This window comes from Pseudomonas rhizosphaerae, from assembly GCF_000761155.1.
Taxonomy (GTDB): domain Bacteria; phylum Pseudomonadota; class Gammaproteobacteria; order Pseudomonadales; family Pseudomonadaceae; genus Aquipseudomonas; species Aquipseudomonas rhizosphaerae.
In genome coordinates this window covers 483,018-506,182 of record NZ_CP009533.1, presented here as the reverse complement: position 1 = coordinate 506,182, position 23,165 = coordinate 483,018, and the positions used below count along the sequence as shown (strand labels likewise).

Sequence of the window (23,165 nt, the reverse complement as noted above, 5' to 3'; positions counted from 1 at the left end):
TCCTTTATTGAGCCACGCCCTTGGGACGCGACAGTTTGGCGATGGCGTTTTCCTTGGTGTCGTCGATGACCACCTGGCCGTTGTCGACGACGATGATGCGGTCGACCAGGGCCAGCACGCTGGTGCGGTGGGTGGCGACGATGATCGTGCGGCCCTGGCCCCAGGTCGCCAGGTTCTGGATCAGACGGCGCTCGGTGGTCTCGTCCAGGGACGCGGTGGGTTCGTCGAGCAGCAGGATGTGCGGCTGACGGATCAGCAGGCGCGACAGCAGCAGCGATTGGCGCTGGCCACCCGACAGGCCGAGGCCACCTTCGAGAATCAGGTGATCCATGCCGGTCGGGCACTGCCGTACGAAATCCAGGGCACCGGTGATTTCCAGCGCGGCGATGATTTCCTGGTCCGAAGCCTGCCCGGCGCCCATGATCAGGTTTTCCCGCAGGCTGCCGTGGAACAGCCGCGAGTTCTGCGTGAGCAGGCCGATGTCGCGGCGCACGTCGGCCGGGTCGATATGGCCCAGGGCGACGCCGTCGAGGCTGATGCTGCCGGCGCTCAGGTCCAGGCCGCCGGCCAGTGCCTGGAGCAGGGTCGACTTGCCGGCGCCGTTGCGACCGAGCACGGCGATGCGTTCGCCCGGGGCGATGCTCAGCTCGTTCACTGTCAGCGCCGGGGTGCGTGATTCCTCGCTGTACTTGAAGCTGGCACGCTTGAGCTCGTAGCGACCGCCGATGACCGGCAAGTGCACGCGCTGGGCGCCTTCGGGGTGATCGACAGGCAGCAGCATCAGGCGGTTGAGCCCTTCCAGGGCCACCTTGGCCTGTTGCCAGCGCGTCAGCACATGGGTCAGCTGCGAGACCGGCGCCATCATCCGCGAGGCCAGGATCGAGGCCGCCACCAGGCTGCCGGTGGTGAGGTCGCCGGCGATCACCATGGGTGCACCGAACACGATGACGATGGCGAACACCGCGCTCTGTACGTTCTGGGTCCAGGCCACCAAGCCATTGGTCAAGGTGCGCAGGCGCAGGCTGCTGTCTGCCGCCACGGCGTTGTAGTGGTTCCATTGCTGCTGGAAACGCTGCTCGGCCTGCAGGCTCTTGATGTCGTCCATGCCCTGCACGGTTTCCACCAGCATGGCGTTGCGCAACGCCGACTCGCGCATCGACTCGTTGGCCAGGCGGGCCAGCTTGCGCTGGGCCATCAGCCCCGGCACCACCATGGCCACCAGTGCGCACAGCGGAATCAGCACCAGCGGCCCACCGATCAGGTAGAACACCACCAGAAAGATCAGGAAGAACGGCAGGTCGGCCAGCGCCGTGGCGGTGCTGGAGGTGATCAGGTCGCGCAGCGATTCCAGTTCGCGCAGCTGCGAGATGAACGAGCCGGTGGACTTGGGCCGTGCCGAGTTGCGCAGGCGCATGGCGTGACCGAACACCAGGTCGCTGACGCGCAGGTCGGCGCGCTTGCCGAGCAGGTCGGTGATCTTCATGCGCATGATGCGCATGATGAAATCGAAGAAAATCGCCAGCAGCACGCCGCCGAACAGCACGTATAGGGTAGGCAGCGATTCGGCCGGGATCACCCGGTCGTACACCTGCATGGAGAACAGCACCCCGCCCAGCCCGAGGATGTTGGCCACCAGCGAGGCCAGCATGACGTGGCCGTAGGGCCGCAGGTCACGCAAGACGATCTTGCGGAACCAGTGTTCGTCGTAGGGCTTGATGTAGTCGTTGGTGCGCACATCGCTGACCGGCCGGGCCGGGCGCAGGATCACCGTGCGCAGGGCATTGTCCAGCAGGGTCTGGCGGTCGATGCTGCTTTGCAGCCCCTGATCGCCGCTGTAGGCGATGCCGACTTGCTCGTCGTCGCCCAGCACCTGGATGACGCCGACCTGACCATCCTTGAGCTGCACCACCAGCGGCGTGCGCCACTGGGTCAGGGTGGTGGGGTCGTAGCGGGCGAACTTGATCGTCAGTCCGGCCTGGCGGGCCATCTGCCGCAGCACGTCCTCGACGCTGGAATCGTCGGCACGCATCGATGCGATACGCACGTTTTCGGCGGAGCACTCCAGACGGTAATGGCGTGCCACGGCGAGGATCGCGTCGAGCCAGACCTGGTAATCCTGGCGCGTAAAGGTTTCGTGGGGTTGCGCCGTCTCGGGGTCCAACGGCAGGTTCACGGCATCGTTCATGGCAGGATCTCCACGCCTTGGATGGTGCTACGGTCGATCCGGTAGGCACTGCGCAGGGCGCCGGTGCTGTACAGGCAGTCGATCTGCAGGCGGCGCAGGTCAGCCTTGGTGTTGGCCAGATCGAAGCGCGACTGGTGGATCTCCTGCTCGGCGTTGAGCAGGTCCAGCAGCGGCCGCGTGCCCAGTTCCAGGTATTGCTGGCCATACAGCTCGCGGGCTTCGACGATGCTGGTCTGGCGGTACTGCAGCGAGCCGAGCCGACGGTCCAGGCTGGCGGTCTGGGCCTGGGCTTCGAACAGCCCCTGGCGGGCCTGCAACCGTGCAGCGTCTTCGGCCGAATCGGCGGCGGTCAGGGCGTAGGTGGCCGCAGCAGTGCGCGCAGTGGTGGCGCCGCCCTGGTAAAACGGCACGTCGAGGTTGATGAAAATCCCCGCCTGGGTCCGGTCGATGTTGGAATTGTTGCTGTTGTAGTTGCTGTCCAGGTAGTGGTTGAGGGTGGGGTCGACGGACAGCGTCGGAAGCCCTTCGGCGCGGGCCTGGCGAATCGCCGCCTGGGCTTCGACGCGTTGCGCGTTGGCCAGCAGGATGCCCGGCAAGACGTTCATGTCGGGCTCGGCAGCGTTGCAGGAGGCCTGCAACGACTGCGGGAAGTCATCGTTGACGTCGAACGGCGCGGCGCGCCCGACCAGGTTGATCAGGTTGGCCCGCCAGCGGTTGTACAGCGCCTGGTACTGCAGCAGCGTGGCCCGCGCGCCGTCTTCGCGCGACTTCGCCTGGACCACGTCCGAGCGGGTCGCGGCGCCCATGTCGCTGCGCTGGCGGGCCAGCTCGGCGATGCCGGCGATGCCCTTGATCTGCTCGCGGGCGACTTCCAGCAGCCGCTGGTAGCGCTGCACCTCGATGTAGGCATGGGACGTGTCGCGTGCCACCTGGTCGATGCTGAGCAGCACCTGGGCCTGGCTGCGCGCGACCCGCGCCTTGGCGACATCGACCGCGCTGTCGACCTTGCCGAAGTCGTAGAGCATCTGCTTGAGCGAAATATTCACCGCCTGGCTGGTGCCGTTGCCCCCGTAGGAGCTGTCGAGACCGCCGCGCAGCCCACCGGTGATCCGCGGGTAGTAGCCGGCCCGCGCCACGTTGATGCCTTCGCCCTGCTGGTACAGCGTGCCGATCGCCTCACCGATGCTGGGGTGCCATTCCACCGCCAGGCGGGCAGCCTGAATCAGGCCCAGCTGGCTGCCGGCTTGCGGCGCAAGCAGATCGGCGTCATCGAGCCGAGCGCCCGTGGCTACGGCACTGGGCTGTGCCGCCGGCCTGACGGCATTGTGTGGACGGCGCCCGTCAGTCTTGGCGGAGCGGGTTTCCAGTTTGCTTGGGCTGATGACCTTGAGCCCGGGTTCGAGGGTGTCTGCGGCGTGGGCCGGCAGGCCGTAGAGCGGTGTGATACCCAGTGCCAGGATGGCCACCGAAAGCTGTGTTGCCAAAGAGGTGCACTTCAAGCCAATCCCCCACTTCCTGTTCTTGACGGCACGCCCACTGCGGGCGGCGTGCGACTTCCTGCCGCGGCGCCGGGCCCGAGGGCCCGGCGTTGGTTGCGCGTATCAAACGACACTGATACCGCTCTGGACCCACAGATGGTGCGAGGGGTCCTCCTGGGGAGTGTAGACGTTGTACTGCACGCCGTTGTCCGTCTGTATGGCGCCCGGCGCCCAGGTCGCGCCGGTCATGTGCACGGTGTCGTGGCTGTCGCCCAGAATCAGCAGCTTGTCGGTGCTGGCGTCGGTGACCGACAGCAGGTCGCTCAGGCTCAAGGTCAGGTTGACCTTGCTGGACTGATTCAGGTCGATGACCTCGATGTTGTTGATGCGCGCCGCCAGATCGCTCAGGTCGATGTCGGCATCGCCGCCGTTCCACTTCAGCGTGTCGGTCCCGGCACCGCCGTCCACCGAGGCGAAGGCCTGGTCGTAGATGACGAGGGTGTCGTTGCCATCATGCCCTTGCAGGGTCAGCGCACCGCCCTGGGCGCCATCGAGTATGTCGTCGCCCAAAGTGCCTTGCTGATCGTGCCGGTCGCTGTCGGCAACCGCCGCATGGACGGTGCTGCTGTCGTCGCTGTCGAACGCTGCCAGGCGCGCGAACGTGGCTGGCGTGGCCGCATTGTTGAGGTTGATGGTCAGGGTCGCGGTATCGCTGGCCCCGGTTGGGTGGTTGAGTTGATAGGTGAACACGTCGCTCTGGCCGACCGCGGTGCTGCTCTGGTTCAAGGTCGGCGTGTAGGCGTAGCTGCCGTCAGCATTGACCAGCAGCGAGCCATGGGCACCGGCAATGCTGACGCCGTTCACCCCCGGCAGCACGAAGGCACCGGCGCTCAACACGCTGAGCGAGGTGTACGGCGAGCCCACCACATCGGCGCCCACGCCGGTGAGCAGGTTGCCCACCGCTGTGGTGGCGCTGCCGACCACGAAGGTATTGGTCGAGGTGGCCTCCTGACGCACGTTGGCGGTGTAGCTGGACGCCACGCCCAGGCCGCCGTTGGTGATGGTCAGGCGGTAGGTGCCCGCCGTCTGGTCCTCGACCCGCACACCCAGGCCCGCGCTACCCACTGCGATCAGGTTGGCGCCGGAGTAGGAGCCTACTTGCACGTAGCTACCGTTGGCTTGCAGCTTGGCCAACACGAACGTGACCGGCGACAGCAACGACAAGCCACTGCCGGTCACGGACAAGGTCAGGTCGCTGGAGGTGTTCGGCGCAACGTTGAAGTTGAACTCGCCACGCCCGCCGAGCAATCCGCTGTCGTAGCGACCCACCGTGGCCGTGGTGTCGGTGAACTGGCCGACCAGGCTCAAGGCGCTCGCCGCAGTATCGTTGACCGCATCCACCAGCGTGGCGTTGGCGGCCAGGTTAGCGGGGTTCCACACCTCATCGACGTTGGCGCTGTCGATGCGCACATACAGATGGGCGCTGGAGCTCAGGCCATTGGGATGCACCAACTGGTACTGGAAGTCTTCCACCTTGCCCACGCTGGCGACGGCCCCGCTCGGGTTGTAGGTGTACTTGCCCGTGCCATCGATGCTCAGCTGACCGTACAGGCCTTGCACCACGGTGCCCGCACCGGCGCTCACGTAGGTGCCGTTCTTGAGCACCTGCAGCACTGCGCCGTTGTCCGGCCCGGTGCGATCGGCCAGGCCGTTCACGCCAGGGTCGGTGATCACGTTGCCGTTCAGCGCAACCGGCGTGCCGGTGAACTGGGTCAGGCTGGTGGTGGAGAACTGGATCTGGGTGGTCAGGCTGTCGAGCAGCGACACCAGGTTGCTGGCCACGGTCAGCCGGTAGTTGCCAGCTTGCAGCACACCGATGTCGGCCTGGACCTGGTTGGAGCCCAGCCCGATCAGATTGAGCAACTGCGGATTGGTGGTGCTGTTGGCCAGGGTAACCCAATTGCCCGCAGCGTTCTGCACCTCCAGGGCGAAGGCCGAAGCGGGCAACACACCGAGCGCCGCATTGTTGGTCACTGTGATCAACGGATCGGTGACGGTACCGGCGGCGACAGTGAAGCCGAAGGCTTTCACTTGGCCCAGCAGCAGGCTGACGCTGGTGTTGGTGTAAACGCTGTCCACCGTCACCGGCGTGATGTTCACGGTTGCCGTCGCCAGGTTGCTGGAAGCGATCACCGGTTCGTTGACGTCGATGTCTGGTGCCACCACCGCCGCACCGGCGCTGACGTTGCCGCGCCCGTCGGTAAGGGTGACGCTCAGGCGTTCGCCGTTGATCTGCGCAGCGTTCAAGGCCACGACGAAGGTGCCATCGGCGGCAACGGTCACCGGCGCCAGGTTGAGCACAACGCCATTGGCAGCTTTGACACTGACGGTAGCGCCAGGCTCGCCGGTGCCGCGCAGGGTCAGGCCGTCACCGGCCACGATCAGGCCGGTCGCCAAGCTTGGCGGCGTCAAGTCCGGGGCCGTGGTGGTGGCCGTCGGCGACACATTGGCGGCGGCATCGGCCTGGCTGACGGTCAGCACCTGGCTGTTGATCTGCGCCGCATTGAGGGTAACGCTGTAGGTGCCGTTGGCGGCGACCACAGCCGTGCCAAGCACGCTGGTACCGCTGCGCACGGTGACTGTGGCCCCCACCTCGCCGGTGCCCGAAACCACGGTGCCGCTGGCGCTGATGGCGGCGGTAGGCGCAGCGGGTGGCGTGGTGTCGGCGACACCCAATTGACCCACGGCGGACACGTTGCCGGCCGCGTCGGTCAGGGTCACGCGCAGAGCACCGCCGTTGAGCTGCGGCGATGCCAGCGTCACGGTGAACAAGCCCAGGGCGTTGACCGGCCCCTCGGCCAGCAGGGTGTTGTTGGCCCCGTAGACCTTGACGGTACTGTTGGCCTCACCCACGCCGCTCAAGCTCAGGCCGCCGACCAATACCAAAGCGGTCGGTGCATTCGGCGCAGTGACATCGCGCGCCGTAAGCGTGGTGATCGGTGACGTCAGGCCCGCGGTGTCGGTCTGTATTACAGTCAGTTGCTGGCCATTGAGCTGCGCAGCGCTGAGGTTGACGCTGAAGTTGCCACTGGCATCGACCACGGCATTGCCCAGGGCAACCCCGCCTACGCTGACGGTCACCCGCGCGCCGGCCTCGCCCTGCCCGGTCACGGTGCTGCCGCTGGTGGCCAGGGCGACGTTGACCAGTGCTGCTGGCGGCGTGGTGTCGAGCGTCAGGAACGGTGTTGCCACCGAAGCGTTGCCCGCCGCGTCAGTCAGCTTGACGCTGAGCAACTGGCCGTTGAGCTGCGGGCTGTTCAATGTCACGGCGAAGGTACCGTTGGGCAGAACGGTGGCTGAACCGATCGCTGCACCCGCGGCGTTGTACACCGTGGCGATGGCGCCGGCCTCACCGGTACCGCTCAGAAGTTGCCCGGCATTGCCCAGACCGGTTACCACCGGGGCCAGTGGCGCGATGATGTCCGGCGCGGCCACGGTGACCGGTGTCGACACGTTCTGCGCGGCATCGACCTGCACCGCCGTCAACACGCCACCATTGGCCTGGGCCACCGGCAGCAGCACGGCGAAGGTGCCGTTCAGGCCCACGATGCCCGTCCCGACCACTGCGCCGGCGGCATTGCTGACCCGCACGGTCGCACCCACCTCGCCGCGACCGGTTACGAGCGTACCGGTACCGTTGACGTTGAGCTCGGTGATCGGCACTGGCGCAGTGCTGTCCACAGCAGTAAAGAAAGTCGCAACCGAGGTCAGTGCGCCTTTGGTGGCGTGCAGTTCCAGCACCTGGCCATTGGCTTGCGGCGGATTCAGGGTCACGGTAAAGGTGGTACCCGTGGCTACGCCGCTCCCCAGCACGACTCCAGCCGCACTGCGCACGACCACCGTGGTGCCGGCCTCGGTGGTGCCGGTCAGGGTCACGCCATTGCTGGTGATGGCACTCGCCAGCGGTGCTGCAGGTGGCAGCTCCAATGGAATGTTCAAGGCAGCGCCTGCCGACGGATTGCCCGCCGCATCGGTCTGGATGACCGTGAGCAATTGCCCGCCCAGCGCAGCCGGCACCAGCGGCACCTGGAAGTTGCCGTTGGCATCGACCACGGCGGTGCCCAGCACCACAGGCGTCTGGCCGACCACCAGGCCGACACTGACGGTCGCCCCCGCTTCGCCCTTGCCGGTCAGCAGGGTGCCGTCGGCATTCACCACCAACTGCGTGGCCAGGCTCGGCGGGGTGATATCCGGAACGCTCAAGCGCGCCAACGCGGACTTGTTGCCCGCCGCATCCTGGGCATACACCTCCAGGGTGCCGCCGTTGAGTTGGGCCAGGCTCAGCGGCACGCTGAAGGTGCCGTTGGCGCCGACCAGCACATTGCCCAGCGAGACACCCTGGGCGTTGGCCACGAACACCCGTGCACCGGCTTCAGCCGTGCCGTTGAACACCAGACCGTCGACGCTCAGGCCCAGGCCGGTCGGCAGCGCCGGTGGCGTGAGGTCCGGGGCATTGACGGTGACGCCGGTGGAAACGTTTCCTGCGGCATCGCGCTGGACCAGTAGCAAGGCTTCGAAGTTGGTCTGCGGCGTGCTCAAGGTGACGTTGAACGTGCCGTCGGCGGCAACGACTGCCGTGCCCAGCGCCGCATTTAGCGGTCCGGTGACGGTGACCGTCGCGCCCGCTTCGCCACGCCCGCTGACAATGCGACCGTCGGTACTGACCGCGGTCAGGGTCAGGGCCAGCGGTGCGGTGACGTCGGGGACCGGGAAGTTGAACGGCAGCGACACGTTGCCGGCCACGTCGGCCTGGGTAACGATCAGTACCTGACCGTTGAGCTGCGGGGTGGCCAGGTTGACCGTGAAAAGGCCATTGGCATCGGCAGTCGCCGCGCCGATCTGCACGCCCAGCACGTTCTTGACCACGATGCGCGCCAGGGCTTCGCCGCTGCCGATCAGTTGCAGGCCGTTGCTCGACACCGTCAGGTTGACCAGGGCGCTCGGAGCCTGCAGGTCGCTGGCAGTGACGGTGACCGCCACTGAAGCGTTGCCGGCGGCGTCGACCTGACGCACGCTGAGCACTTCGCCATTGATCTGCGGCACGCTCAGCGTAACGCTGTAGGTGCCGTCGGCGTTGACCGTACCGGTGCCCACCGAGACATTGAGGTTGTTGCGAATGACCAGCTGCGCGCCTGGCTCACCGGTACCGGTGAGCAGGGTGCCGGTCGCGTTCAGCGCCAGAATGGTCGGCGCCGCCGGTGGCGTGACATCGGGCGCCACCAAGCTGCCCGGCCCTGATACATTGCCGGCCGCATCGGTCAAGGTCACCACCAGCGACTGGCCGTTGAGCTGCGCCGGGAGGGTGACCTGGAAGGTGCCATCGGCGCCCACGGTGGTTGCCGTGCCCAGGGTCGCGCCCGCCGCATTCTTCACGATGACCGTGGCATTGACTTCGCCCACGCCGCTGAGCACGGTGCCTGCCGTATTGAGGACCAGTTGCGTCGGCGCCGCCGGGGGGGTCAGGTCGGGCGCGAAAATCGCTGTGCTCGCGCCGACGTTGCCGGCGCTGTCCGTCTGCGCGACGGTCAACGGTTGGTTATTGATCTGCGCTGGCGACAAGGTCACCACGAAGCTGTTGTCACCGGCCACCTGCGCGGTGCCCAGCACCACGCCGGCCGCATCCTTGACGGTCACGGTGGCCCCGGCTTCGCCACGCCCGGTCACGGTGGCCCCGGTGGTGAGATTGATCGCCACCTGGGTCAGCGGATCAGGCGCGGTGGTGTCCGGTGAATTGATGGTCGCAGTCGGCGAGACGTTGCCCGCTGCGTCGATCTGCACCAGATTCAGTGGCTCGCCAGTAGCAACCGCCGGGGTCAGGGTGATGCTGAAATTACCCGCAGCCGACACGGTGCCATTGCCCAGCACGGTCCCGTCGACCCGTGTCACGGTCACCACGGCGCCGGGTTCTCCCTTGCCGCTGAGCAGACTGGTCAGGGCGCCGTCGTTGCTGATGGTGATATTGGTCAAGGCCACCGGAGCGGTGGTGTCGCCGGCCAGGACAGCGCCTGGCACCGATACGTTGCCCGCGGCATCGGTGAGGGTCACTCCCAGCGCCTGGCCATTGACCTGGGCCTGGTTCAATACGACCTGGAAGCTGCCGTCCAGCAGGACCGTGGCGGTGCCCAGAACGATGTTCTGGGCATTGGTGACGGTGGCCAGCGAACCTGGCTCACCGGTACCGGTCAGCACCAGGCCCTGGTTGATGACCAGCAGATCGACAGGTGCCGCCGGTGGGGTACGGTCGCCGGCGAGGGTGACCAGCGCCAGCGAAGCGTTGCCGGCAACGTCGGTCTGCACCACGCTCAAGGCTTGGCCGTTGAGCTGTGGCGTGGCCAGGGTGGCGGTGAAGATTCCGGTCACTGCCACTACGGCGGTGCCCAGGATGACGTTGCCAGGGCCAGTAACGACCACCGTGGCGCCGGCTTCACCGCGACCGGTCAGCACGGTGCCGTCCAGGCTCACCGCCAGGTCGCCGAGGTTGGTCGGTGCGGTTACGTCGGTTGCCGTCAATTGTGCGGGCAGCGAGATCAGCGCGCCGTCGGCGGCAGTGACCTGAAGGATCTCACCATTGAGCTGCGCCGTGGACAGTTGGACCTGGAACACCCCGTTGCCATCGACGATCGCCGTACCCAATACGGTGCCCTGCAGGTTGCGCACGGTGATCAGGTTGCCGACGTCGCCCTGCCCTGTCACCTGCAGACCGTCGACGCCGAGCACCAACGCCGTCGGCACATCCGGACCATTGGTGTCGGGCGTGGTAACGGTGGCAGGGGCCGAGACGTTGCCCGTCAGGTCGGCCTGGGTAACGCTCAGCAGGGTGCGGTCACCGGAGACCGGATTGAGCGTGACGGTGAAGTTGCCATTGCCGTCGACCGTGGCTGTACCCACGGACGCACCGCCCGCACCAAGTACCGTGACCAGCGCACCGATCTCGCCCTTGCCGGTCAACAGTGCCCCATCGGCGCTGACCACCAGGTTGGTGACCGGATCGGGCACCGTGATGTCGGGTGCGACCACGATGGTTGTCGACGACACGTTGCCAGCCGCATCGGTGGAGGTGACCAGCAGCGTTTGGCCGTTGGTCTGCGCCGCATCGAGGACGACCTGGTAGCTGCCGTCGGAAGCAACCGTGGCGCTTCCCAGAACATTGCCCTGGGCATCGCTGACGATCACCGTGACCACGGTGCCCGGTTCGGCCGTGCCCACCACGGCGTTGCCGTTGAGCTCGACGGTGGCACTTGGAGCCACCGGCGGCGTGCTGTCCACCGCTGGTACCAGCGAGGTTGGTGAGACGTTGCCCGACGCGTCGGTCTGCGACACCACCAGGTTGCCGCCGCTCAGTTGCGTTGCGCTGAACGGCACGGTGAAGGTGCCGGTGACACCGATGACCACGCTGCCCAGTACATCGCCATTAGGTGCAATGACCCTGACCGTCGCGCCCACTTCGCCACGACCGGTCAATTGGGTGCCATCTGCACTGGCCACCAGATCGGTCAGCGCCCCGGGCGCGGTCACATCGAGCGCCTGGAATGGCGCAGGTACCGAGACCTGCGCACCCAGGCTGGCAATCACTTCAAGCTGTTCGCCGTTGAGTTGCGCGGTCGACAGAACGATCGTGAACGCACCATTGACGTCGGCCACGGCCGTACCCAGCACCACGCCCGTGGCGCTGCGCACGGTCACGGTGTTGCCGGCGTCGGCCTGGCCGCTCAGTTGCAGGCCATTGGTAGTGAGCACCAAGGCGCTCGGTTGATCCGGACCGGTACCGTCCGGTGCAGTGATGTTCAGGCCAATGGACGGATTACCGGCGGTATCTTGCTGCACCACTGTGAGCACGGCGCCAGGAACGACGGGGGTAGTCAGGGTGACAATGAAGCTGCCGGTGGCACCGACCAGGCCGGTACCGACGCTGTTCCCGCCAGCATCGCGCACGGTCACTCGGGCACCTGCCTCGCCGCGCCCGGCCAGCAGGTCGCCGTTGGGGCTGATGACCAGACCGGTCACCTGCGCCGGTGGCGTGATGTCCGGCGCAAACAGCATGGTGGTCGCCGATACATTGCCTGCCGCATCGGTCGAGGTCACCAGCAAGGTCTGGCCGTTAGCCTGGGCTTCAAGCAGATCGATCTCATAGCTGCCATCGGGCGCTACGATCGTGGTGCCGAGTATGTTGCCCTGGGCATCGCTGACGATGACCCTGACCACGGTACCCGCCTCGGCAGTGCCGCTGACCGCCGTGCCGCCAGGATTGAGAGTCGCTACCGGGGCATTGGGCAGCGTGCTGTCGCGAGCGGTGACGGTGGCCGCAGCCGACGGGTTGTTGCCACCGTCGACCTGCACGGCCGTGAGCACCTCGCCGTTGGTTTGTGCGTCGTTGAGTGCCACGCTGAATGCGCCGGTGACACCGACCGTCGTCGTGCCCAGTACGGCGTTGTCAGGGCCGCGAATGGTCACGGTGGCCCCTGCTTCGCCGCGCCCGCTGACCTGGGTGCCGTCGAGGCTGACCTGCAGATTGGTGATGACACCGGGTGGCGTGATGTCGGCCACCGTGATCAGCGCCGGCAACGACACCAGGGCGCCGCTGGTGGCGACGACTTCCAATGTCTCGCCGTTGGTTTGCGCCGCGTTCAGTGCAACCTGGAAGTTGCCGTTGGCGTCGACCACAGCCGTGCCCAGGACTGCGCCGGTCACGCTGCGTACAGTGATGGTGTTGCCCACATCGCCCTGCCCGCTCAGGCTCAAGCCGTCGCCGCTCAGGAGCAGTGCAGTGGGTTGATCAGGACCGTTCACGTCCGGCGCCACGACGGTTGCCGCCGTCGAAACGTTGGTGGCCGCATCGGTCAAGGTGACGTTGAGCACCTCGTTTTCAGTGGCAGCGCGATTGAGCACGACGCTGAAGGTGCCGTTCGGGCCGACGATACCGGTGCCGAGCAGGTCGCCGTTGGCGGCGCGCACGTTGGCGGTGGCGCCGACTTCGCCCTGGCCGACCACGGTCAGGCCATCGAGGCTGACACCCAAGGCAATCGGCGCATCCGGCGCGGTGCGGTCGTCGGCGATCACGGTGACGCTGGTCGAAGTATTGCCGGCAGCGTCGGTGGAGGTCACCAGCAGTGTCTGGCCGTTGGTTTGCGGGAACGCCAGGTCGACCTGGAAGGTACCGTTGGCGGCCACCGTGGCGCTGCCCAGCACATTGCCCTGGGCGTCGCTGACCACCACCGAGACCACACTGCCCGGCTCCGCCTGGCCGATCACTGCCCCACCCTGTGGGCTGAGGACCACATTGGTCGGTGCTGCCGGTGCCTGCAGATCCGGGGCGATCACGGTGACGTTGGCGGAGAAGTTGCCCGCAGCATCGACCTGGCTGACGGTGAGCTGTTGCAGGTTGACCTGCGGGTTGCTCAGGGTGACGGTGAACTGGCCGCTGGCATTGACCTGGGCGCTGCCCAGTTCGGTCGTGCCCACCAGCACACGAACGGTCGCACCGGCCTCGCCACGGCCGGTGACCACCAGGCCATCGGCACTGATGAGCACGGCGTCAAGGGCAGTAGGCGGGGTGATGTCCGGGGCGCTGATCGCCACCGGCACTGAAGCGTTGCCGGCGGCATCGGTCTGCAACACATCCAGCAGCTGGCCGTTGGCCTGGGGCGGGTTGAGCACCAGGCTGAAGGTACCATTGGCCGCCACCAGGGCCGAGCCCAGTACAGCGCCACTGACACTGGTCACCGTAACGGTAGCACCTGCTTCGCCGCGTCCGGTGACAAGGCTGCCGTCGGCGTTGATGAGCGGGGTTACCACCGCCACCGGAGCGAGGGTGTCGCGGCCGACCACGTTGCCTGCAAGGGACACGTTGCCTGCGCTGTCGCTGAGGGTGACCCGCAGCGCACCGCCGTCGATCTGCGGCGTGTCCAGGGTGATCTGGAAGGTACCGGAGGCGCTCACGGTACCGGTTCCGACCTGAACGCCCAAGGCATTGCGCACCACCACGATAGCGCCTGCCTCGCCGACGCCGGTCAGCACGGTGCCCACATCGTTGAGCACCAGCGTGATCGGCGCTTCGGGCGCAGTCAGGTCCGGTGCGATCAGGGTCACGCCCAGCGACGAATTGCCAGCCGTGTCGGCCTGGGTCACGGTAAGCACTTGCAAGTTGTTCTGGACAGGTACCAGATTCACGGTGAACGTGCCGTCCGTCGCCACCGTAGCGGTACCGACCGACTGATTCAACGCATTGCGTACGGTGACCTGGGCACCGGCCTCGCCGGTACCGGTGACCAGCGCGCCGTTGGCACTGAGCTGCACGTTAGCGAGGACATCGGGCGCGGTGGTGTCAGCGGCCGTCAAGGGCACCGCAATCGACACGCGGCCGATTGCGTCGCTGGCTTGCACGCTGAGCACTTCGCCATTGCGTTGCGGGGTATCGAGCAGAATGCTGAACGTCCCCGATGCATCTACGGTGCCGCTGCCCAGTAGCACGCCAGTGCTGCCGGTGACGCGGATAACCGCGCCTGCCGAACCGGTACCGGTCAGGATCGCGCCTTCCAGGGTCAGCAGCAGATTGGCCGGGGTGCTCGGAGCGCCGCCATCCGGACCGTTGACCTGGGCCGGCAACGACGGATTGCCCGCCGCATCGGTTTCGATCACGGTCAGCACGTCGCCCAGCGTGGCCGGCCGGTTCAAGGTAATCAGGAAGGTACCGCCCGCGTTCACCGTGCCGGTGCCGAGCAGATCGCCATTGGCGGCAGTGATGCGCACCGTGGCATTGGCCTCGCCCGAGCCGCCGAGCAGGGTGCCGTCGGCGCTGACCACCAGATTGCTGACCGCGACGGGTGGCGTGATGTCGGCAGCCACCAGGGTGCCTGGCAGCGAGGTATTGCCCGCACCGTCAGTGGCTGTAACCCGCAGTGTCTGGCCATTGGCTTGAGCCGACGCCAGCGTGATGGCAAAGGTACCGTCAGTGCCGGCCACACCTGTGCCGAGCACTTGGCCCTGCGCGCCGGTGATGCTGACAGTGGCGCCCGCTTCGGTGACACCGGAAAACAGCGTACCCGCCCGGCTCAACGACAGGTCGGTCGGCGCGGCAGGCGCGGTGATGTCGGCGGCCTGCAGGGTAAACGTGGGTGAAGCGTTGCTGGCGGCATCGACCTGCACCAGCGACAAGGTCTGGCCATTGACTTGCGGACTGCTGAGGATGACGTTGAAACTGCCATCGGCGGCCACTACGGCGCTGCCCAGGGGTACGCCAGCAGCGCTGCGTACCGTCACGTTGGCACCGGCTTCACCGGTACCGGTCACCACCCGCCCATCGCTGCTCAACGCAACGTTGATCAGCACGGTCGGTGGCGTGGTGTCCGCTGCGGTCACGGGTGTGGAAGGTGAAGTATTACCGGCCGCATCGCTCTGCGTGACCGCCAACAGTTGCCCGGCGACCTGTGGCGTGTCCAGGGTAATCTGGAAGCGACCATTGGCGCCTACCACCCCGCTGCCGACAACGTCACCGTTGGCGTTTCTGACCTGCACGCTCGCGCCGGGTTCACCGGTGCCGCTGAGCAACAGCCCGCTGCTGTCGAGTCCCAGCGCAGCGGGCGCCAGGGGAATCGAGGTGTCGCCGGCCTGCACGTTGACGACCGGCGATTCGTTACCCGCCAGATCGCGCTGCAACAGGGTCAGGGTCTGGCCGTTGTTCTGTGCCTGGTTGAGGTTGACGCTGAACACGCCATTGCCATCGACCACGCCGCTGCCCAGTACCACGCCATTGCTGGCGAACACGGTGACTGTCGCACCGGCTTCACCGCGCCCGGTGACCACTAGGCCATCAGCGCTTACCAGGGGCTGCAGCACCCCTGCAGGCGCCGTCAGGTCTGGCGCGGTCACGGTGGACGGCGTCGAGCTGTTGCCGGCCGCATCGACCTGGTTCACTTGCAGGCGTTGCGCGTCGATCTGCGGCGGCGTCAAGGTCACGCTGAACTGGCCAGTGACGCCAACGGTGGCGGTGGCAATCGCCACACCGACCGGGTTGAGCACAGTCACCGTGGCACCGGCCTCGCCGCGCCCGGTGATCAGGCTGCCGTCGTTGCTGATGACCACGTTGGTCAATGCCGGCGCGGTGCTGTCCACGGCCGTGACTTGGCCAGGCAGCGAATTGAAGCCACCGGTGCTGGCAACCACATCCAGCAACTCGCCATTGGTCTGCGCAGCACTCAAAGTCAATTGGAAGGTGCCATCGGCATTGACCGTGGTGGTGCCGAGCACGCCATTGGGGCCGCGCACGGTGATGATGTTGCCCGCGTCGGCGATACCGCTCAGGCGCAGGCCATCGGCGCTGAGCGCCAGCGCGGTCGGTTGATCGGGTCCGTTGGCGTCGGGCACGGTCACCGTGGCCGGCAACGAAGCATTACCAACACCATCGGTGAGAATCACGCTCAACACGGCGTTCTGCGCGACTGGTGTCACGTTGACCAGAAAGCTTCCGTTCGGCCCGACGGTACCAGTGCCGATCTGCGTGCCCTGGGCATCGAACACCGTGACCGTGGCACCGACTTCACCTTTACCGGCCAGCAACGTACCGCCCGGGTTGACCGCAAGGTCGGTGGCCTGGGTGGGCGCCGTGAGGTCGGCGGCAATGACCGTGATGGATGTAGACACGTTGCCAGCGGCGTCGGTGGACGTCACCAGCAGGGTCTGGCCGTTGGTCTGCGGGGTGTTCAGGTTGACCTGGAAGGTGCCGTTGGCAGCGACGGTCGCGGTACCCAGCACGTTACCCTGGGCGTCGCTGACCACCACCGAGACTACCGTGCCAGTCTCGGCCAGGCCGGTCACGGCCGAGCCTTGCGCGGTCAGCACGACATTGGTCGGAGCGCTCGGGGCTTGCAGGTCGGGCGCGAGCAGGTTGACGTTGGCCGAGAAATTACCCGCCGCATCGGCCTGGGTCACGGTCAGCGATTGCAGATTGATCTGCGGCGTCGTCAGGTTGATCGAGAAGCGCCCATCGGCGCCGACCGTTGCCGTGCCCAGCTCGCCGCCCGCGCTGGTCAAGACCCGCACCGTGGCGCCGGCTTCACCTACGCCGCTGACCACCGCGCCGTTGGCGCTGATGACCACATTGTTCAAGGCGGTGGGCGCGGTCACGTCGGCGGCAATCACTGCCACCGGCAACGACAGGTTGCCGGCCGCGTCCGCCTGTTGAACGTCGAGCACTTCGCCATTGGCTTGCGCAGGCACCAGGTTGACGACGAAGCTGCCGGTCGCGCCGACGATGGCGCTGCCCAGCACACTGCCATCAGCGCCTGTCACGCTGACGGTCGCACCCACTTCGCCCTTGCCGGTCAGCACCGTGCCCGCCACGTTGAGTTGCAGGCCAGTCACCACACCAGGCGCGGTGACATCGGCAACCGGCAGAGCGGCCACCGGGGAGACGTTGCCGGCGCCGTCCGTCAAGGTCACTTGCAGAATCGTACCGGTCAATTGCGCCGGGCTCAGGGTGATCTGGAACGTGCCATCGGCGGCCACGCTGCCGCTGCCGATGACGGTGCCCGCAGCGTCGCGCACGGCGACCGTGGTGCCGGCTTCGCCCAGGCCACTGAGCAACGTGCCCACAGCGTTCAGGCTCAAGCCCGAAGCAGCCGCTGGCGCCGTGAAATCCGGCGCGGTAACGCTGACCGCAGGCGACACGTTGCCCCCCAGGTCAGTCTGCGTGGCGGTCAGCACCTGCCGGTCGACCAGCGCGGGGACGAAGGCGATGCTGAAGGTGCCATCGGTGCCAATCGTGCCGGTACCGAGCAACTGCCCCTGGGCACCGCGCACGTTGACCGTGGCACCGGCTTCACCGGTACCGCTCAGGGTGCTGCCGTTGGCGCTGAGCAGCACATTGTCGAGGGCCGACGGTGGCGTGTCGTCCAGCGCCGTGAGCAAGCTGGGCACAGACACCCGCACACCGTCGCTGGCCTGCACGCTGAGCAGCTCGCCGTTGTGCTGGGCCGGGGCCAGGGTCAAAGTGAACTGGCCGGAAGCGTTGGCCACGGCCGACCCCAGCAGTACACCTTGCGCATTGACCACGGTCACTGTGTTGCCCGCCAGCGCGGTACCGGTCAGGGTCACACCGTCCAGGCTGATCACCAGGTTGCCGGGGGCGACCGGTTCAGTGCCGTCCGGACCGCTAACGGTGACAGGTGTGGAGGCGTTGCCCGCCGGATCGGTCTCGATCACGTTCAAGACGTCGCCCTGCACCGCCGCCCGCGTCAAGGTGATCAGGAAAATGCCATTGGCGCCCACGGTGCCGGTGCCGATTAGATCGCCGTTGGCAGCACGTACTGCTACGCTGGCACCGGCTTCACCGGTGCCCGACAGCGTCAGCCCATTGGGGCTGATCGCCAGGTTGCCGACCGGAACCGGCGCTGTAGTGTCCGCAGCGACCAGGGTACTGGCCGCCGAGCTGTTGCTGGCCGCGTCGGTGGCCACGGCCTTGAGGCTCTGGCCGTTGGTCTGCGGTGCGCTCAAGGTGATGCTGAACGTGCCATTGGCGGCAACCGTGCCAGTGCCCAGCAGCGTGCCCTGGGCGTTGGTGATGCGCACCGTGGCGCCGGCCTCGCCGGTACCGCTCAGCACCAGGCCGCTGGCGTCCAGCGCCAGCGCCGCTGGAGCGCCGGGCGGAGTGACATCGGCGGCGGTAACGAATGTGGTTGGCGACAGATTGCCACTTGGGTCGGCCTGGGCCACACCCAGCCGTTCGCCATTGACCTGCGCACTGGTCAGCCCGATGCTGAAGGTGCCGTCGGTGCCCACCACGGCGCTGCCGAGCACGGCGCCGTTGGCCGCGCGTACCGTGACCGTGGCGCCGCTTTCACCGGTACCGGTCACGCTCAGCCCATCGCGGCTCAGGGCCACATTGGCCAAGGCGCCTGGCGCCGTGCTGTCGCCAGCGGTGATTGCCACCGGCACCGAAGTCTGCCCGGCGCCATCGGTCTGGGTCACCTCCAGCAATTGGCCATTAGCCTGGGCCGGAACGAGGGTGACTTGAAAGGTGCCGTTGGCGGAAACCACGGCAGTGCCCAGCGCGACGCCATTGGCATCAACCACGCGCACGGTGGCGCCCGCCTCGCCCACACCATTCAACACGGTGCCGCTGCCGTTGAGCTGCAGCGCGCCGGGCGCAGCAGGCGCATCGGTGTCGGGCGCTTGTGCGATGGCGATCGGCGAGCGGTTGCCAGCGGCATCGCTCTGGCTCACGCTCAGGCTCTGGCCATTGGTCTGTGCCGTGTTCAAGGCAACGCTGAACAAGCCGTCGCCGCCCACCGTCGCGTTGCCCAGGGCCACGCCGTTCGGGGCCAGCACTGTGACCGTCGCGCCGACCTCGCCACGTCCGGTCAGGGTCAGGCCGTCATTGCTCACGGCCAGCTGCGACAGAGCAGTGGGCGCGGTCAGGTCAGGCGCGACCAGGTCGACAGCCGTGGCGCTGTTGCCGGCGGCATCGGTCTGCGTGACCTGCAGCAACTGCGCATTGAGTTGTGGCGGGTTCAACGTGACGCTGAAGGCGCCATCTGTGGCCACCGTGGCCGTGCCGATCACGGCACCGTTGGCGCCACGCACCGTAACGGTGGCGCCGACTTCGCCGGTACCGGTCACAGTCGTACCGTTGGCGCTGATGGTCACGCCACCCACGGGATCAGGCGCGGTCGAATCGAATGCGGTGATTTCGACCGGTACCGAGTCCTCGCCTCGCGCATCGGTGGCGAGCACCGATAACACTTCGCCGTTGGTCTGGGCCGGGTTCAGGGTAATGACGAAGGTGCCATTGGCGCCGACGGTGGCAGTGCCCAACAGGTTGCCTTGGGGGCCGAACACGTTGACCGTGTTACTCACGCTGCCGGTACCGGTCAGCTGCACACCGTCACCGCTCAGGGCCAGATTGCCAGGCGTTCCGGGGCCGATGGCATCGGGCGCAACGACGGTCGCCGGCAGCGAGACATTGGTGGCCGCGTCGGCCTGCACGGCGGTGAGTACATCGCCTTCGACCACGGCGGGAGCCAGGCCCGTGCTGAAATTACCGTTGGCACCGACCGTAGCGGTGCCGACGATCGCGCCACTGGCGTTGGTGATGGTGACCGTGGCGCCGGGCTCACCGCGACCGGTCAGGGTCAGGCCATCGGCGCTGACCAGCAGATTGGTGACGGCATTCGGCGCGGTCGTGTCCGGCGCCGTGAAGGGTACCGCAGGCGAGCCGTTGCCAGCGGCATCCACGGCACTCACCGTCAACGCCTGGCCGTTGACCTGAGCCGCTGAAAGCGTGACTTGGAAGGTGCCGTCCGCAGCGACCAGCACCGTACCCAGCACGATGCCAGTAGCGTTCTTGACCGTCACCGTCGTACCGGCCTCGCCGAGGCCCGAGAGCAGCGTACCGGTGGCGTCCAGCGCCAGGTTGCTGGGCGCCACGGGCGCTTCCAGGTCCGGCGCGGTCAGGCCGACAGTGGCCGACGCATTGCCGGCCGCATCCTGTTGACCGACCAGCAGCGCCTGGCCGTTGGTCTGCGCCGGATCGAGGACGAGGCTGAAGGTGCCGTCGGCGGCAACCGGGCCGCTGGCCAGGACCACCCCGCCCGTGCCGGTGACGGTAATGGTGTCGCCGGGCTGGCCACGGCCGCTGACCAGAGTGCCGTCAGCACTGATGGTCACCTGGCTCAGCTCCACGCCAGCGGTGATATCGGGCGCTGTCGTTTGCACCGCGGCCGAGACGTTGCCCGCCGCGTCGGTCTGGGTAATGCTGAGTACTTGTCCATCGGCCTGGGCCGGAGCCAGCGCCACGACGAAATTGCCGGCCTGGTCCACCGTAGCGGTGCCGATCACGTTGCCCTGCGCATCGCGCACGGTCACCGTGGCACCCGGCTCGCCGGTGCCGGTCAGGGTCGTCCCGTCGGCGCCAAAGCCAACGTTGCCGACGAGGGCCGGAGCCGTGCTGTCGGCGGCCACGAACGGCACGGGCACCGAGTTTTCGTTATCGAAATCGGTGGCAATGAGGGTCAGGGTCTCGCCATTGGTCTGAGCCTGGCCAAGGGTGATCGAGAACGTGCCGTCGGCATTGACCAGGGCACTGCCCAGCAACACGCCCTGGCTGGTGAAGACGCGTACGGTGTCGCCGGCATTGCCGGTACCGGTCAGGGTCAATCCATCCTGGCTGAGGTTGAGGTTGTCCGGGGTGCCGGGGCCGATGTCATCGGGCACCAGCGCGCTCAGCGTGGAGGTGATGGTGCCGTTTTCATCGGTCTGGGTGGCGGTGATCGCCTCGTTCGGAGTCAGGCGCAGCGCGAAGCGAATGAAAAACCGCCCGAAGGCGTTGACCTGCGCACTGCCGATCACATCGCCGGCGGCATTGGTGATGGTCACGGTATCGCCAGCCTGGCCACGCCCGCCGCAGGAGAAGCCATCGGCGCTGATGACGAATTCGGTGATCGGCTCGGAAACGGTAAGGTCTGGCACCTGCAACTGGCCGGGCAGCGACGCATTGCCCGCTGCATCGGTGGCCACCACGGTGAGGGTCTCACCGTCGACCTGGGCCGCGTTCAAGGTGATCTGGAAGCTGCCGTTGGCATTCGCCGTGCCCGAGCCCAGCAGGTTGCCAGCGGCGTCCCGCACGACCACGATGGCGCCGGCTTCGGCGCGCCCGCTAAGCACCAGCCCAGTACCATCGATGCTCAGGTTGCTCGGTGCTGCAGGGGCCTCGATGTCCGGGGCGGTCACGTTGCTGGCTGCCGAGACATTGCCCGACGCATCGGTCAGGGTCACGCCCAGGCCTTGCCCGTTGGCTTGGGCCGGACTGAGGTCCACGCGGAAGTTGCCATTGGCATCCACCGTCCCGGTGGCGATCACGTTGCCAGCGGCATCGGTGACATTGACCACGGTGCCCGCTTCACCACGCCCCGTCAGAACGCTGCCATCGGCACTGACAGCCAGGCCGGTTGGAGCATTCGGAGCCGTGGTGTCAGGGATAGGGTCTGGCGTCGGGTCGGGGGTCGGTCCAGGCGTCAGGTCAGGCGCGATCAGTCCTGCGGCCGGCGACTGGTTGCCCGCCGCGTCGGTCTGCGCGGCGCTCAAGGCTTCGCCGTTGATTTGCGGCGGGGTCAGGGTCAGGCTGAACGAGCCATCGGCCGCCACCACGGCCGAGCCTAGCACCACACCGGTTGAATTGGTCACGGTGACAGTGGCGCCCGGTTCGCCAGTGCCAATCAGGGTACTGCCATCGGGACTCAGCGCCAATCCAGCCGGCGCCGCAGGCGCAGTGATATCAGGCGCAGTGATCACCACTGGATCGGAGCTGTTGCCCGAGCCGTCGGTGACGATCACTTCCAGTGATTCGCCATTGGCCTGGGGCGCAGGGAAGACCACCTGGAAATTGCCATCGGCGTCGATCGTGCCATTGCCGACGACATTGCCTTGAGCATCGCGAACGATCACCGACGCATTGCTTTCGCCCCGGCCCGATACGCTGCTGCCGTCGGCAGCGAAGCTGAGACCGGTGGGCGCACCTGGCGGCGTGGTATCGATAGGCGGGACGGGGTCCACCGGCGGTGTCACGACACCACCACCACCGCCTCCGCCACCGCCGCCACCACCGCCCGATACCGCAGCACCGGTGGCGCCTACGCCGAGCAAGCCGAACGCGGCCAGCAGCCAGCCGGACGTTGCGCCGCTTGCCGCCGCACCAGCCAGCAGCAGCTCTTCCGCGGTCGTGGCTTCGGCAAAAGTAAAGCCGGTGAATGGTTCGCCGTAACTGGCGCGCCAGAGAAAGCCGTCCTGGCCTTCGAACACCAGCTCGCTTTGCTGTCCGGCCGCGTCGACCTTGAAGAAGTCACCCAGCGTGACTTGTTCGCCGGATTTCAGGGTTACTGTAAGGTTGTTGCCGGACCGCGTGGCTGACGCGACATCGCTGGGGTCTACTGGCAGTTTGACCAGGCTGGTATCCAGCAGCTTTATATTGCCCCACGCGATTTCCGAAGTGTTTTCCGCCGACTTCGCAGCAACAACGATACTGTCCATACTTGCTCCTAGCAGATTCTTGCGGCGCACTACGAGGCACCACACACACAACTTCACTCGCACTCGGCGACAACCGACGCCAGTGATTCAGGGTCTGTTCCTGTACGTGTCCCGAACGGGAGATCGCAAATTGAATCGATTCATCCGTACCCATCAAACGGCACGATGAACAATTGACGGTTTTCCATACCGAGCCCACCTTAAACTTCTAACTTCCTGTTTTAGATCGACTTTTATAATCACGCTGAAAGTTGATCAGCGTTATGGCGCTGCGCCACATATCCGATAGGCTAGTACGTGATGGCACTCAAGAGCTGACGATTTATAACATTTTTAAAATATCAGATTGCTATCACGATAGAACTGAAGATCACAATAAGTGGCACGGCAATAGTTAGCGCGGTAAGTAAGCGATTATAAGGGAT

General features: G+C 66.6%; 3 protein-coding genes. All 3 read right to left on the bottom strand.

Annotation, left to right across the window (positions count from 1 at the left end):
• Positions 1-4 precede the first annotated feature (4 nt).
• Positions 5-2,185: a type I secretion system permease/ATPase gene (locus tag LT40_RS02235; RefSeq protein WP_043185983.1), complete on the bottom strand. Its 2,181-nt coding sequence runs from the start codon at positions 2,183-2,185 to the stop codon at positions 5-7.
• A complete protein-coding gene (locus LT40_RS02230; RefSeq protein WP_420329672.1) occupies positions 2,182-3,669 on the bottom strand; it encodes a TolC family outer membrane protein in 1,488 nt (495 codons plus the stop codon). The genes LT40_RS02235 and LT40_RS02230 overlap by 4 nt, the downstream gene beginning before the upstream one ends.
• Positions 3,670-3,786: 117 nt before the next feature.
• On the bottom strand, positions 3,787-22,740 hold the full coding sequence (locus LT40_RS02225) for a BapA/Bap/LapF family large adhesin (protein ID WP_043185981.1): 18,954 nt from the start codon (positions 22,738-22,740) through the stop codon (positions 3,787-3,789).
• Between the last annotated feature and the right edge of the window lie 425 nt (positions 22,741-23,165).